15 protein-coding genes are annotated in these 13,427 nt (G+C 37.4%); 4 read left to right on the forward strand and 11 right to left on the reverse strand.

Annotation, left to right across the window (positions count from 1 at the left end; genetic code table 11):
• Positions 1-80 precede the first annotated feature (80 nt).
• The 5 genes from T323_RS25595 to T323_RS0101205 form a co-directional block, all read right to left on the reverse strand.
• On the reverse strand, positions 81-2,303 hold the full coding sequence (locus T323_RS25595; protein ID WP_035177200.1) for a DNA translocase FtsK: 2,223 nt from the start codon (positions 2,301-2,303) through the stop codon (positions 81-83).
• Between the two features lie 162 nt (positions 2,304-2,465).
• Positions 2,466-3,266 carry a DUF1444 family protein gene (locus tag T323_RS0101190; RefSeq protein WP_026671656.1) on the reverse strand — a complete coding sequence of 267 codons (801 nt, stop codon included), beginning with the start codon at positions 3,264-3,266 and terminating at the stop codon, positions 2,466-2,468.
• A 128-nt stretch (positions 3,267-3,394) separates the two neighbouring features.
• Positions 3,395-3,712 (reverse strand): thioredoxin family protein, encoded by a 318-nt coding sequence (locus tag T323_RS0101195; protein ID WP_026671657.1) that lies wholly within the window; start codon positions 3,710-3,712, stop codon positions 3,395-3,397.
• A 12-nt stretch (positions 3,713-3,724) separates the two neighbouring features.
• Positions 3,725-4,756 carry a PTS sugar transporter subunit IIC gene (locus T323_RS0101200; protein WP_026671658.1) on the reverse strand — a complete coding sequence of 344 codons (1,032 nt, stop codon included), beginning with the start codon at positions 4,754-4,756 and terminating at the stop codon, positions 3,725-3,727.
• 24 nt (positions 4,757-4,780) lie between these two features.
• The gene (locus T323_RS0101205; protein ID WP_026671659.1) at positions 4,781-5,284 is read right to left on the reverse strand and encodes a hypothetical protein; all 504 of its coding nucleotides are present in this window, start codon (positions 5,282-5,284) and stop codon (positions 4,781-4,783) included.
• A gap of 176 nt (positions 5,285-5,460) precedes the next feature.
• On the opposite strand from T323_RS0101205, the gene T323_RS0101210 reads away from it, so the two are divergent.
• Positions 5,461-5,907 carry a YtoQ family protein gene (locus T323_RS0101210; protein ID WP_026671660.1) on the forward strand — a complete coding sequence of 149 codons (447 nt, stop codon included), beginning with the start codon at positions 5,461-5,463 and terminating at the stop codon, positions 5,905-5,907.
• Between the two features lie 259 nt (positions 5,908-6,166).
• Here T323_RS0101210 and T323_RS0101215 read toward each other — a convergent pair whose 3' ends face one another.
• Positions 6,167-7,240, reverse strand: coding sequence for a M42 family metallopeptidase (locus tag T323_RS0101215; protein WP_026671661.1), 1,074 nt, complete (start codon positions 7,238-7,240; stop codon positions 6,167-6,169).
• Positions 7,241-7,598: 358 nt separating this feature from the next.
• On the opposite strand from T323_RS0101215, the gene T323_RS0101220 reads away from it, so the two are divergent.
• Together T323_RS0101220 and T323_RS0101225 are read left to right on the forward strand one after the other, a co-directional pair.
• The gene (locus T323_RS0101220) at positions 7,599-8,099 is read left to right on the forward strand and encodes an RNA polymerase sigma factor (RefSeq protein ID WP_026671662.1); all 501 of its coding nucleotides are present in this window, start codon (positions 7,599-7,601) and stop codon (positions 8,097-8,099) included.
• Positions 8,092-8,796 (forward strand): hypothetical protein, encoded by a 705-nt coding sequence (locus T323_RS0101225; protein ID WP_026671663.1) that lies wholly within the window; start codon positions 8,092-8,094, stop codon positions 8,794-8,796. Before T323_RS0101220 ends, T323_RS0101225 begins: the two co-directional genes overlap by 8 nt.
• Positions 8,797-8,798: 2 nt before the next feature.
• On the opposite strand, the gene T323_RS25600 is transcribed toward T323_RS0101225, so the two are convergent.
• From T323_RS25600 to queD, 5 genes are all read right to left on the reverse strand, one after another.
• On the reverse strand, positions 8,799-9,464 hold the full coding sequence (locus tag T323_RS25600) for a hypothetical protein (RefSeq protein WP_051556284.1): 666 nt from the start codon (positions 9,462-9,464) through the stop codon (positions 8,799-8,801).
• A 26-nt stretch (positions 9,465-9,490) separates the two neighbouring features.
• Complete coding sequence (locus tag T323_RS25605; RefSeq protein WP_051556285.1) at positions 9,491-10,597, reverse strand: serine hydrolase; 1,107 nt, start codon at positions 10,595-10,597, stop codon at positions 9,491-9,493.
• Positions 10,598-10,771: 174 nt separating this feature from the next.
• Entirely contained in the window at positions 10,772-11,458 is a 687-nt protein-coding gene (queC, locus tag T323_RS29275; RefSeq protein WP_026671664.1) for a 7-cyano-7-deazaguanine synthase QueC, read from the reverse strand.
• A 3-nt stretch (positions 11,459-11,461) separates the two neighbouring features.
• A complete protein-coding gene (locus tag T323_RS29280; RefSeq protein WP_026671665.1) occupies positions 11,462-12,184 on the reverse strand; it encodes a 7-carboxy-7-deazaguanine synthase QueE in 723 nt (240 codons plus the stop codon).
• Positions 12,177-12,653 (reverse strand): 6-carboxytetrahydropterin synthase QueD, encoded by a 477-nt coding sequence (queD, locus tag T323_RS0101250; RefSeq protein ID WP_026671666.1) that lies wholly within the window; start codon positions 12,651-12,653, stop codon positions 12,177-12,179. Before queD ends, T323_RS29280 begins: the two co-directional genes overlap by 8 nt.
• 180 nt (positions 12,654-12,833) lie before the next feature.
• On the opposite strand from queD, the gene T323_RS0101255 reads away from it, so the two are divergent.
• Positions 12,834-13,139 (forward strand): PepSY domain-containing protein, encoded by a 306-nt coding sequence (locus T323_RS0101255; RefSeq protein ID WP_035177346.1) that lies wholly within the window; start codon positions 12,834-12,836, stop codon positions 13,137-13,139.
• Positions 13,140-13,427: the final 288 nt, after the last annotated feature.

Here is a 13,427-nt window from a genome sequence, read left to right on the forward strand (position 1 = left end):
ATGCGTATATGAGCTACGACTATGGCTTTTCTATTTTCTACTTCTATCTTATAAAATCAAGCTTAAGAAAACAAGCAGTCCTACTTTACATCAGCTTCATGAAATCTGTCTTCAAAATCTTGTATGGATACGAGTACGTTTCTTGGTTTGCTTCCCATCGCTTCTGAAACAATTCCTTGTGCCTCCATCATATCAATTAATCGAGCCGCGCGATTGTATCCTATACGAAACCGTCTTTGTAAACTAGAGGCTGATGCCCCTTCTTGTTCAATAGCAAAATAACAAGCTTCTTCAAACAATTCATCTTCTTGTTCTACACCTTCTTGTACTTTTACGAGATGTTCATTTTCTAGTATATAGTCTGGTGGCATTTGTTCTTTAACAAAAGAAAGGACTTGTTCAATTTCATCATCAGATACAAATGTCCCTTGCACTCGAATTGGTTTGGACGTTCCATTTTCATGGAATAACATATCCCCTTTTCCTAACAACCGTTCTGCTCCTGACATGTCAATGATCGTTCTAGAGTCAACTTGTGATGAAACAGAAAATGCAATTCGTGTTGGAACATTGGCTTTAATTAATCCTGTGATAACGTCAACTGATGGTCTTTGTGTTGCTAATAACAAATGAATTCCACATGCTCTCGCTTTTTGGGCAATTCGACAAATCGCATCCTCCACATCTTGTGGCGACACCATCATCAAATCCGCCAATTCATCGATCACTACAACGATATACGGCAAAGCCGGTGTATCTCCTTCTGAATATAAATCGTTATACCGACTAATATCACGAGCACCGCGCTGGGAGAAAAGCTCATACCTTCTTTCCATTTCAAGTACGACCCATTTCAATGCTGCTGTTGCTTGTTTTGCATCGGTAATAACCGGTGTAACAAGATGTGGTAATTCATTATAAGGAGCTAACTCTACCATTTTAGGGTCGATTAGTAATAGTTTCACTTCACTTGGTGTCGCTTTATAAAGCAAGCTGATTAAAATCGAATTGATACAAACACTCTTCCCTGAACCTGTTGCCCCCGCAACTAGCCCATGCGGCATTTTGTTCAAATCTGTAATAACAGGCTGACCAGAAATGTCGAGTCCTAGTGCTACTGTTAAAGGAGAACGTTTTTCTTGAAATTCTCTCCTTCTTATTATTTCACGTAAAAACACCGGTTTACTTACCATGTTGGGAACTTCAATTCCTATCGCATTTTTTCCAGGGATCGGTGCTTCCATACGAATATCTTTTGCAGCTAATGATAGTTTAATATCATCAGTTAAACCTGTAATCTTACTCACTTTCACACCCGGTGCCGGTTGAATCTCAAATCTAGTTACAGAAGGCCCTTTTGTCACATGAACGACCTTGGCATTTACATTAAAGTGTTGTAAAGTCACTTCTAATAATTTCGATTGTTCATGTAGCCACTCTTGACCTTCATCTTCAAAACGAGGCGGAATCGCTAATAGCTGAATCGTCGGAAACTCATAGTTGTTTTTTTTCTGATTCACCTTTTGTTTGTCAGAAGGTAACATTAATACATTAAATGGTACCGAGCTTTTTTTCGGTTGTGTCACTGTTGCTAGTTGTGGTTTGTCCTCTGTTTGTGAACGTTTCTTTGGAATATAAGGTTTTTCTTGAACCGTTAATTCTTCCATTTCTTCTTTTTCGATTATTCTTATTTCCTCATCTTCGCTCTCTTCTACTACTAGCTTACTTTCTTCTGCTTCTTTCCAACTTTCTTGCAATAATTCCTCGGAAAAAGCTTGCACTTTTTCTTTTGTTGTTTCCGGAACTTCTACTGTAGAAGAAGAAATGTCTTCATGATAAGCAGAAAAAGGCTTGTCCTCTTCAACCACCGATGTTTCAAGATGGATTTCAGGAAACTGTATTGATTCTTGTTTTAAATAAGGAATACTTTCTTTTTCACGTTGTTTATAACCATAAACAGGCGAAGGAATGTCTCTTGCTTTAAATTGTGTTCCAGTAAACTTTTCTCTTTGTTTGCCTGTTCCGTGTGTTTCTTCATTCACCGTTGATCTTTCTTGTTGTCTACTCGTGCGACTTTTTTTCGGTTTGGCAGTTGAAACTTCTCTTTTTTGTTCTCCATCTTCAATGAGAGGAAATCGGAATTTCCCTTGCTTAGGGTAATGTGTAATCATTTTCGGTGTCGTGTTACGTCCATCAGCTTCTAGTCGACCTTTGAACGTTTTCGGATTACCGTCTTCAAAAGAGCTTTCATCTTTTTGAAACATTAGCTCTTGTATTTTTTTAAACCAATTTTGGATGGCCATATGTAATCACTCTTTCAAATTCCTCTTTTTAAAGACTCGCATACTTTTTACGAGAGCAGCCTTTTTTAAAAAAAGGTTGTTCCAAAAGGTAGCTAACCTTTATGGGACAACCTCGATGCTGAGTCTTAATTGTATTTATTGTACCATATAATTCCTCTTATATCAGTCTTTCTTTGGTTTTCTTTGCGCTAATATAAAGGTAGGTTCTAATTCACCATTTTCATATAAAAATGGTAACGCTGTAATCGGATTATTTCCTTGGTTAAAAAATTGAAACGTCATTTGACCAAGAACATCATAGCCGGTATCGTTGACCAAATCAGCAATGATACATACATCTTGATGTGGAACGGCAACCGCCATCTTTCCTTTCATATCAAGTTGCATTTTTGCAAGAAACGCTTCGTTTAAAATCCGACTTGCATCATATCCATCTTTTGTACTCACAAAATAAAATGAGTTTCCTGCAACAATATCTTCTTTAAGTTCAATAGGTAATGATCTCATATTAAATTGGGCCATTTCCATAATATCGTTTTTTGTTATATTTGCGTTGTTAATCATCTCTTCATCAAGTAAAACATAGGAATGACCAAGATCAACTGAGTAATAAATTCTTGTTTCACTAGTATGCTCTGCAAAAATAAGCTGTTTTCCATCTTTCGTTGTTTCCGGAAAAGAGGTCGAACGGATAACTGGGAAAATCTGCTTTTCTTTCCCTGCAAGTGTTATGTCTTGCCCCATTGCCTCTAATGCATGATTTACATAACGGATCGCTTCCTCTAGCGCTGCCTCTTTTTTCGTCTCATATTTAGCCAATAACGGTCTTAATGCAAGTGAAACACCTTTTTTATTTTTCTGATTCTCAATACGGAGTACTTGTTCTTTTCTATCATATGATACAGACCGGTCTGATCTTTCTAATTTTTCGGTTACCAATTGTTTTAATTTCGCGATTTCCAACTTACACGCCTCCTATCATTATTATTGTAACATCCCAGAGCAGAAAATAGAAAAGCTTGAACTCACCATAAAAAGAAAAGCCGTTACTTTAGTATCAAACGATACTAAAGCAACGACCAAAACTTCGTTTATTCAGAGACCGAAGATAAAAACTGTTCGATTTCCTCTTGTGTTTTTCGGTCTTTACTCACAAAGCGAGCGATTTCCTCACCATCTCGATAAACAAGAAAGCTTGGAATCCCAAACACATCTAATTGAGCGCATAAATCGATAAACTCATCTCGATTCGCATAGAAAAACGTCATGTTTGAAAATTTAGCTTCCACCTCAGGCAAAAATGGTTCAATGACTCGACAATCCGGACACCAATCAGCAGAGAACATAACAACTGAAATTCCCTTTTTAATTTCTTCATGATACATCTCTAACCTTTGTAACTCTTTCATTTTTCCACCTCATTATTGTTCGATTTTCATATCACCTAGCTTAATCCATCCTAACTTACGGAACCATTCCGATAGTACAAAACTAATCATCGCAGGTCCAATAAAGTGAAGGAGAAAAACACCCCAGAAGACATTCCAAGAAAAACCCATATGTGTGAATGTCATGATTTGGCCAACAAATCCACTCGTTCCCATTCCAGCACCAGCAGGATTATTTGTCATCACAAATACCGTCGTTGCTATAGGTGCTAAGATGGCTCCGGCTATCGTAGGCGGAAGTAAAATTCTTGGATTTTTTACGATATTCGGCACTTGCAACATCGATGTCCCAATTCCAATAGCTATTAATCCAGACCATTTATTTTCACGATAACTACTTACTGCAAATCCAATCATTTGAGAGGCACACCCGACTGTGGCAGCTCCTGCCGCAACCCCTTCTAACTCAAGCATAATCGCAATCGCTGCACTTGAAATCGGAGCCGTTAACGCTAATCCCATAAGGACGGCTACAATAATTCCCATAACAAAAGGCTGCTGCTCTGTCGCCCACATAATAATATTACCAAACGATGTCATCCCCGATTGGATCCATGGTCCTATAAACGTTGCCACAAAGAAACCAGAAAAAATCGTAACAAATGGGGTCACAATAATATCAACTTTTGTTTCCTTTGAAACTAATTTCCCTAATTCTGCTGAAATGACTGCACTAATAAAAGCGCCTGCCGGTCCACCTAATTCTGCCCCAGCTGCTCCACTTACGACTGCAGCAAAAACAACAAGTCTTGGTGCTTTTAAACCATAAGCAACCGCAACACCAATTGCTGGACCCATCAATCCCATTGCTAACGTCCCCATATTTTGAAGAAAATCGGCTATACCGGGAAGATGAGTTCCAAGCTGCGGGATTTGTCCTATCGTTCGAATAATTAAACCAATAATTAACGAAGAAAACAGCCCTAAAGCCATATAGCTTAGAGCAGTTATAAAATACGTACGCCAGTGGAATTCAATTCCTTTTTTTGCTAAAAAATCGTTCAATTGCTTTTCCTCCTACGACAGGACTTATTTATACTCGATTGTATGAAGAATTTCCAACATTGCTGTTGTACTTTCTTCAAGGTTTCTGTCTGTAGTTATTGTAGTCAATTTCGCTCCACCGATACCAATAATCGCTTTAAATTGTTTGTCTTCTTCTTGCGTTACTAATAGATAAGCAAATTTCCCCTTGTCTTCAATCGTTTCAAATAAAAGGGCTTCCTCTTCGTGCTGTTGGTCTCTTACAAAATTCAATTGACTATCATCTGCCTCAGCTGGATTAAAAAAAAGTAAATACAATTGTTCCCCATCTTTTAAAAGAACATTATATTCTGTTTCTTCTTGAACTTCCATATTAGCAGGTAGTGAAAACTTAATTTGCTCTAGCTCCACTTGTTCTCCATCATATTGTTGAACAAAGCTTTCTTCAAATATTGTGTTAGAGGAGTCGAGTAACTCTTCTGTTGTCGCCTGACAACCTATTAAAAGAAATATAGATAACATTATCAACCCGATTTTTTTTGGAAACAAAGTAAACGCTCCTCTCATAATAAAAAAATCATTACCTTTTCCCTATTTTTCATCATACATTGAAACACTTTCCCTTGACAAGAAAAATAAGATTCTTTGTCGAGTGTGTTGAGTTTTTATTCATAGGCTATCCATGATACACTTTTTAAAAAGAACGTATTCAAGGAGGATGCAAGATGGAATTATATGTTTATTTAGCAGGACAAATTCATGATAACTGGAGACAACAAATAAAGGAACTCGCCCACAAAAGAAATCTACCCCTTCACTTTACAGGACCAATGGAAAACCATGATCGTTCTGACGATATCGGGGAAGAAATATTAGGACAGCAGCCTACACCTATTTTGAAAGATGAGGCCGCTTCAGCCATTAATAACTTACGAACTCAAGTTTTACTACAAAAAGCCGATGTTGTCATTGCGCTTTTTGGTGATAAGTATAAACAATGGAATAGTGCCATGGATGCCGCTACTGCTATCGCGCTCCAAAAACCACTCATCTTAATTCGACCAGAGCATCTTCATCATCCATTAAAAGAACTTGCCAATAAAGCACAAGTTGTCGTTGAAACACCAGAACAAGCGCTCCAAGCACTTTCTTATATATTTGAAACGGAGTAACGTGACTTTTTATAGTTTTAAGGACATATATTCCGCTATTTTAGCTAAAAAGCACATTTGTTAGTATGTTTCGGACATCTATTCCGTTAACTTTTAATAATCAATGCTTATATCCTAAAAATCGATACATTAACGGAACTGATGTCCGATAGCATTTCAAATATTACTCATTTTAACAAAATAGCGGAACAAATGTCCGTTACTGTTCTCACAGAAAAAGATGACCATCAATGTAAGGATGGTCATCTTTTTTATATGTTTACACGCCTTTATTAATAAACTCTACCGCATTTTTATCTGTTGTTAACACTAGTTTTGTTAATAGTTCTTTTGCTGCGGCGTAATCATCGACATGAATAATAGAAGCATGGGTATGAATATAACGCGAGCAAACCCCAACAACAATCGATGGAACACCATTATTACTAATGTGAACGCGACCAGCGTCTGTTCCACCTTGAGAAATAAAATATTGATACGGGATGTTATTTGACTCTGCTGTATCTAACACAAATTCTTTCATTCCTTGATGTGTAATCATGGAACGGTCATAAATACGAAGCAATGCCCCTTGGCCCAATTTTCCAAATGCGTCTTTTCCACCTGTTGCATCATTTGCAGGGCTTGCATCTAATGCATAAAATATATCAGGTTTAATCATTTGAGCAGCAGTTGCCGCTCCTCGTAACCCCACTTCTTCTTGAACCGTCGCACCAGAATATAATACATTCGGGATTTCTTTTCCTTGTAACTCTTTTAAAAGTTCAATGGAAAGACCAACACCATAGCGATTATCCCATGACTTCGCTAAAATTTTCTTGTCATTTGCCATCGGTGTAAATGGACAAATTGGTACGATTTGTTGACCAGGCTTAACCCCGATTTTTTCAGCATCTGCTTTATCATCTGCCCCGATATCAATGTACATTTCTTTTATGTTCATCGGTTTGGCGCGTTGTGATTCTTGTAATAAATGTGGTGGCGTTGAGCCGATAACTCCAATTACTGGACCATTGTCTGTTATAATTTGCACCCGTTGTGCTAAAAGAACTTGGCTCCACCAACCCCCTAAAGTTTGAAAGCTAATTAAACCTTTTTTATTAATATTCGTAACCATAAATCCAACTTCATCCATATGTCCTGCAACCATAACCGTTGGACCAGCTTCATTTCCTTTTTTTACACCGAAAATACTTCCTAATCGGTCTTGAACGACTTCATCTGCGTATTTTGTTAACTCGCCACGAACAAAACGGCGGACCTCATGTTCAAATCCTGGAGCCCCTGGTAATTCCGTTAATGTTTTAAAAAGGTCTAACGTCTCTTTATTCATCCAATTACTCCTTTCGTGTCTCGAAGAATTTTATGTATACCCCCATTTTACCGAAACGCTGGCTTGATTTCCACAACTTTCTCTTGCTCTTATTCTAGCTATCCTATTTTTATTAAAGAAAAACGCGGAGTGTCTTTTCTTTCAAGCGAAGTGCGGATCCCTGCCCGCTTTTAACAGTGAACCCCAAGTGCTTTTCTTGGGGTGAAACGCGCAGGTGCGCAGCCTTCGCTCTTCCAGAATAAGCTTTCAAAGCTTCATTGCTATACTAATATTTTTATCTTTCTTATCTTTTAAAAAAAGTGCGATAAAATGAAACAAATACAGTCTAATATAGAAAGAGAGAAAGGGGACTAATTACTTGGAGAAAAAAGATGTGATTACAACATGGTTTTATGAATTTAGTGACGATCTCTACCACTATTTCCTTTATCGGGTCGGTATAGCCGAAGCAGAAGATTTAGTACAAGAAGTTTTTATTCGTGCGATGAATGGCTTTGAAGGCTACAAAGAGGAGGCTTCACCAAAAACATGGCTCTATACGATTGGAAGAAATGTCGCCACAGATGCAATAAAGAAAAAACAAAAATTCCCTTTTTCCTTTCTACATAAAGAGGTTGAAACACCGAGCCAATCTCTCGAGGAAGATTTTCTTATATATGAAGAAAAAATAACAATATATCGAGCGATTCAAACTTTAAAACCGAGCTATCGCGATGTTGTCATTTTACGTGGGATAAAAGAAATATCAGTACAAGAAACAGCAACTATTTTAGGATGGACGGAAAATAAAGTTCGCTCTACCTATTATCGGGCTAAATTATCTTTACAAACAAAACTTGGAGGAGAATTCAATGAATAATGATTTAGAGAAGAAATTATCGTCTTTACCGAAACCTCCTCTTGCCGAACATTCAAAGCAATCCATTGTTGAAACAATACAAATAATGGACACGAATACTGAACGAAAACCAACTGGGAGAAGAACCCGAATCACACTCGGCATAACTGGCTTCCTGTCCTTCGCCATTTTCTTATTCATCGTTTTACCATATAGTCATCAAGACAATACAGTTGGGTTCGTGCATGAGGAACAGCTAAGGGAATGGAAAGAACTAGAGAAGTTTGAAAGACCCATTCAATTTCCAACCTATATGCCCTATGAAGTAGAGAGTATACATTATGAAGAAATGGACGTCGGACCGTTACAACGTTCAGAGGATGATACAACAATCATTGTATATTATGTTCTTAAGGATTATCCCGGTGATGTTATTTCAGTAGAACAGCAACCAGCAACGACTGTCCAATTAGAAAACTACAGTCACTATAAAGAAGAAAAATTAATAGAAATGGAAAACGATGTTCATGCGCTTTATTTGTTTAACGGTGCCATGCAAATGTTAAGCTGGGAAGATGACGGAATCTTATTTGACTTATATTATATCGGTGCTAGAGAACCCGGGAAACGTGAACAGGTGGAGGAAGTTCCGATAGAACATCTTATTCAAATCGCCGAATCGTTTCAACCCTATCATTCTCAAGCAAAAAGACGATAATATTATCGTCCTTTTGGTGGTTTATTTAGTAATTTTATAACCGTTTTAGCAAATGAATCGGTATCCTGGTGTCTATTTACATCGTCCAGAAATGGAAAGTCATCTTTCCTGACGCTTATTTTAGCTAAAGGCTTTACAGCTTGCTCACATACCCATTCATCTCGAATTCCACCTTGCTGAAAGGGCTCCTTCGGTAAAATATAAATGGTACCGTCGCTATAGCATTGTTTTTCATCTGTTGTCTGAATGGAAAAATAATAGAATCGTCTCCACCCTTTTTTCGTAGGAACGGACAAACAAATATTCTGAAGTGATGGAACGACCGACCGGTTGACACTCGCAAAAAACAAAGGCCATATTCCATCAGAGCTGGCAAACACAGCTTTAATTGGCTTCATATTAAAGAGCGAGGACGCTCTCGGTTCAAAGCTTTGGATATCCGGTAAATTAGAGCCATGTAAAACAACTTGCTTATATTCGGTAAGATACCGTAAGAAGTAATGGAGCGGATATGGATGTTCGTATAAATATAGCTCACCATTTCCGCTTTTAATATAACAATCGTACAGACGTTCAAATTGAACAACCACCTCTTCAGGAAGGTCCAATTCGTGAACTTTCTCAAACCCCAAAAAAGAATAAAACAATAATTTCAGTTTATTCATCATATGTTTTATCTGCTCCAACTCACAATTTAGTGATTTTGTAAATGAGTAAACACCTCTTCACGGTACACGGGGTCGGTTAATAATTTTAATTCAAACTCGTTTAATTGTCTCATCAAGCTTTCCGTTTCCTTTGGTGTTACGTTATGAAAAAAGATGGCAAGTTCATACCGATTCCCTTCCTTGTCTTCTGCATATAAAGCATCTGTCAGTATATACTGAGTCGATCCGCCTTTTTTTCCTGCCCGCTGTAACCATTTTTGATTTTCAGGATTATCCATAATCATCCCTAGAGCGTATTCTACTTCTTCTTGAACAATGGGTGGAAAATGATGATGGTTGATTTGATTCATCATGTTTGCATACTCATATGTAGTTGATTTCGTAAAAATTTTTGAATAGAGTTGGTCAAACTCTTTGTCCCACCAGCTTAAAATATCTGCGTTTTGTATATATGTATCGTCCTCTGTTATTTTTTGATGAATGACCTTAGAAATTCGGGCAATGTCTTCATCGCTCATCTTGTTTATTTCTTTTACGATGTCTTCTTTTGCTTGTTTGACAGTTTTATCTTTTTTTAGTTCATACGGTATATACATGGCAGAGACATAAAAGAACAACGGTGAATGTGATTGTACACCTAAGTTATCTAACCTTGCTTCGATATTTTCTACTCCTACTTTTGCCATCATATATTCGGTATTTGCATTTGAACTAAAACCAATCATTCCTCTTACAATATCTCTTATCGTAACCATACCATCATTTACAATCTCTTGTTCTTCAATATAAGCTAACCATGCTTCATGTGCTCCCCCATCTAACCGTTCAACATAGTAACGCTCAAGCTCAGTTAATTCCACTTTCTCCTCTTTATTAATCTTGCCCTCTTCGACTTGAAAAGCATATTCTAATGCGACAACTATTTTTACTGTGCTTGCTAATGGCATATACTCATTTGGTCTAACTGCTACTTTAGTTTCGCCATTTTCAATAAATACAAAAGAAGATTTCTCCTCTTCCTCTTGTAAGAAGGTTACTATATCCATTTGATTCTTCATTATTGTGCTTACACTTACAAACACAATAATAATAAGTACAAGACTAATTGCAATTATAACTCCATATTTAACCATAATCTCCCTCCCTATGTAAGTATACGAAAAAAATAAACATCGGTTTCACCGCTATCGTCCATATATTCCACTATTTATAGATAGATGCATATTTTCCTATGTTCTATTGGCACCTGACAAATAGCCTCGTTGACTTCAAAAAAGACTGTCGATGTTTCTTCGACAGTCTGAAGTCTAATTCCACTCAATAGGAATCATATATGGAATCGGATCTTTTGCTCCTGCTTCTTTAAACCCTTTAATTCTCAGCTTACAACTATCACATTCACCACAAGCCTTGGTGCCTCCGTTATAACATGATGTTGTTATTTCGTATGGTACGCCTAATCGAAGTCCTTCTTCAATTGTTTCCTTTTTTGTTAAGTGAATTAACGGCGTTTCAATCGACAAAGGTGTTTCGCTAGTCACCCCTAGCTTCGTCGCTAAATTTACAGTTTCTGTCATACTTTGAATAAATTCTGGTCGACAATCTGGGTAACCACTATAATCAACTGCAGATACACCAATATAGATTGCGGTCGCCCCAATCACTTCTGCGTATGCACTTGCTAACGCTAAAAATATCATATTTCTAGCTGGAACGTATGTTGACGGTATGTCATCTGTTGCTTCTGTCGGGACATCGATTGTATCGTCCGTTAATGCACTTCCACCAATTTGCTGTAAAAAACTAAGGTCTACAATACGATGGTCTTTTACTTCATAGGAAGACGCTACTTTTTTTGCTTGTTCCACTTCAATATTATGACGTTGACCATAATGGAAAGTAATCGGGTACAGCTCATAGCCTTTTTCTTTTGCCATTCCCATACATGTCGTACTATCTAATCCACCACTTAACACGACAACAGCTTTTTTCATCGATTATACCCCCCTTAATTCAGGATCCCAAATAATTTTATGCAACTGAAGGCTTACTTTCACATCAGATAACTTCGCATCTAGCACTTTTTCTACTAATATTTTTGGTGGCATTGTCTCCCAAACAGGGCTAAACAGCACTTGTCCTTTTTTATGATACGAAGAGATAATCTCTTTAGCTCTAGTAAAATCATCATCATTGGCAATAACAAATTTAATTTCATCTTTTTCGGAGAAGTAGTTGAAGTTCTCTAGTTCCATTTTACTCTCTTCACCAGATCCTTGTAATTTATAATCCATCACAAACCGAACTTTACTCCAATGTTCATTCTGTTTCCTATAATTCGCATATGGTTGCAAATGAATGGCACCATTTGTTTCAACATGAATGTCAACAATCGTATCTAGTTGCGCCATCGCTTCAAGAAGAGCAAATGACTTCTTCCCATGTAGTAGCGGCTCTCCCCCTGTAAAACAAATTCGCTTACTATGAAACTGAGAGATTCGATTTATAATGTCACCGATCGTTGCTTGAAACTCAGGTTTGGCAGGAGCATAACTATACGTTGTATCACACCACGTGCAACGTAAATTACAGCCAAACACTCGGACAAACACCGTTGGAAATCCAGCTGCACTTCCTTCTCCTTCCACCGTTTCAAAGATTTCAACCATTGGAAGTTCCCAATCCCAATATTCTTCTTTTGACGGTACTTCTTCAATCATTGTCACTCATCCATTCTCTCGTCACCATTGCATAGCTTGTCGGTGTCTCATATAGCGTTAGTGACTCTAATCGCGTACCCTTTTCCTTTACTCCCTCTAGCTGTAATTTTGTATCGAGCTGTTCCCAAATCCATACAATCATATTTTCTGCGGTTGTATTCATATTTGGTAAAACTTCATTTAAATATCTGTGATCAAGCTTATTTTTAATTTCCTCATTAAAAATTCTTTTAATATCACCGAAGTCTACAACAATCCCAATGTCATTTACAAAGCCACTCATTGTAATCACAAGCTTGTACGTGTGTCCATGTAAACTTTTGCATTTCCCTTCATAACAGTGCAAATGATGGGCAGCATCAAACGTAAATTCTTTTGTTACAGCCACGCGTTTATGGTGGTACTTTAGCTCATGCCGCTGAATATCTACGTCTATCGTTTCTACTTTTTTCGGAATCATATATTCCATTTTTATCACTCTCCCTAGTTTTGTTTTTCGAGGGGAGGGAATTTCGAACCCTCGACAACTTTCCTATCATATCATTTATATGCAAAATGAAAAAGAGCCATGTTTTGAAATCGATATAGATTTGGTTATACTAGTGGTAGACGCAACTTAATCAAATGAAAGGCGGAATGTAAAGTGGGAATGAAACGATTTGTATTAGGCGTAGGTATTGGGGTGGCAGCCGCTATTTACATAACAAGAAAAAGCAATTCGAACCAAATTCAGCCTGAAAAAGCGTTAAAGCTTGTTAAACAAAACTTAGCTGAAAAATATAATATTTCTGGCGCATGGATTCACATGATTCCAGAAGCACTTGAAAAAGATAATCTTGCCTATACAGTCTATCGCGGTGGCATTACAACAATGACGACCAACGATGACTCCATTCAATACGAGTTTACTGTTGATGCCAAAACCGGTGATGTATTAGAGCTCGTAACAAATTAAGACTAGGTGATTTAAACAACTGAATACAAAATAACTCCGAGACAACCCGAGTTATTGGATTGCACTCCACTATCGGACATCTATTCCTCTATTTAAATAAAACTTACTATTTTCCATAGCTTTACGGACACTGGTTCCGCTAAACTAGAAAACAAGCGTATTTTCGTTGCTTTTTTATTCCATTAGCGGAACAGATGTCCGAACGATTACCAAAGCAACGCCCTTTCCACAGTGGAGGGTGTTTTTTTTTGACATATACGAAAGTATAAAAATTTTTGTGTAGCAGTG

Origin of the sequence: Alkalihalobacillus bogoriensis ATCC BAA-922 (assembly GCF_000621445.1) — a bacterium.
Lineage (GTDB): Bacteria > Bacillota > Bacilli > Bacillales > Bacillaceae_F > Bacillus_AO > Bacillus_AO bogoriense.

Coding starts and splice junctions, on each gene's coding strand:
- T323_RS25595 (WP_035177200.1), bottom strand. CDS start 2,303: ATGGCCATCCAAAATTGGTTTAAAAAAATACAAGAGCTAATGTTTCAA.
- T323_RS0101195 (WP_026671657.1), bottom strand. CDS start 3,712: ATGAAAGAGTTACAAAGGTTAGAGATGTATCATGAAGAAATTAAAAAG.
- T323_RS0101210 (WP_026671660.1), top strand. CDS start 5,461: ATGGAATTATATGTTTATTTAGCAGGACAAATTCATGATAACTGGAGA.
- T323_RS0101215 (WP_026671661.1), bottom strand. CDS start 7,240: ATGAATAAAGAGACGTTAGACCTTTTTAAAACATTAACGGAATTACCA.
- T323_RS0101225 (WP_026671663.1), top strand. CDS start 8,092: ATGAATAATGATTTAGAGAAGAAATTATCGTCTTTACCGAAACCTCCT.
- T323_RS25600 (WP_051556284.1), bottom strand. CDS start 9,464: ATGATGAATAAACTGAAATTATTGTTTTATTCTTTTTTGGGGTTTGAG.
- T323_RS25605 (WP_051556285.1), bottom strand. CDS start 10,597: ATGGTTAAATATGGAGTTATAATTGCAATTAGTCTTGTACTTATTATT.
- queC (WP_026671664.1), bottom strand. CDS start 11,458: ATGAAAAAAGCTGTTGTCGTGTTAAGTGGTGGATTAGATAGTACGACA.
- T323_RS29280 (WP_026671665.1), bottom strand. CDS start 12,184: ATGATTGAAGAAGTACCGTCAAAAGAAGAATATTGGGATTGGGAACTT.
- queD (WP_026671666.1), bottom strand. CDS start 12,653: ATGGAATATATGATTCCGAAAAAAGTAGAAACGATAGACGTAGATATT.
- T323_RS0101255 (WP_035177346.1), top strand. CDS start 12,834: ATGAAACGATTTGTATTAGGCGTAGGTATTGGGGTGGCAGCCGCTATT.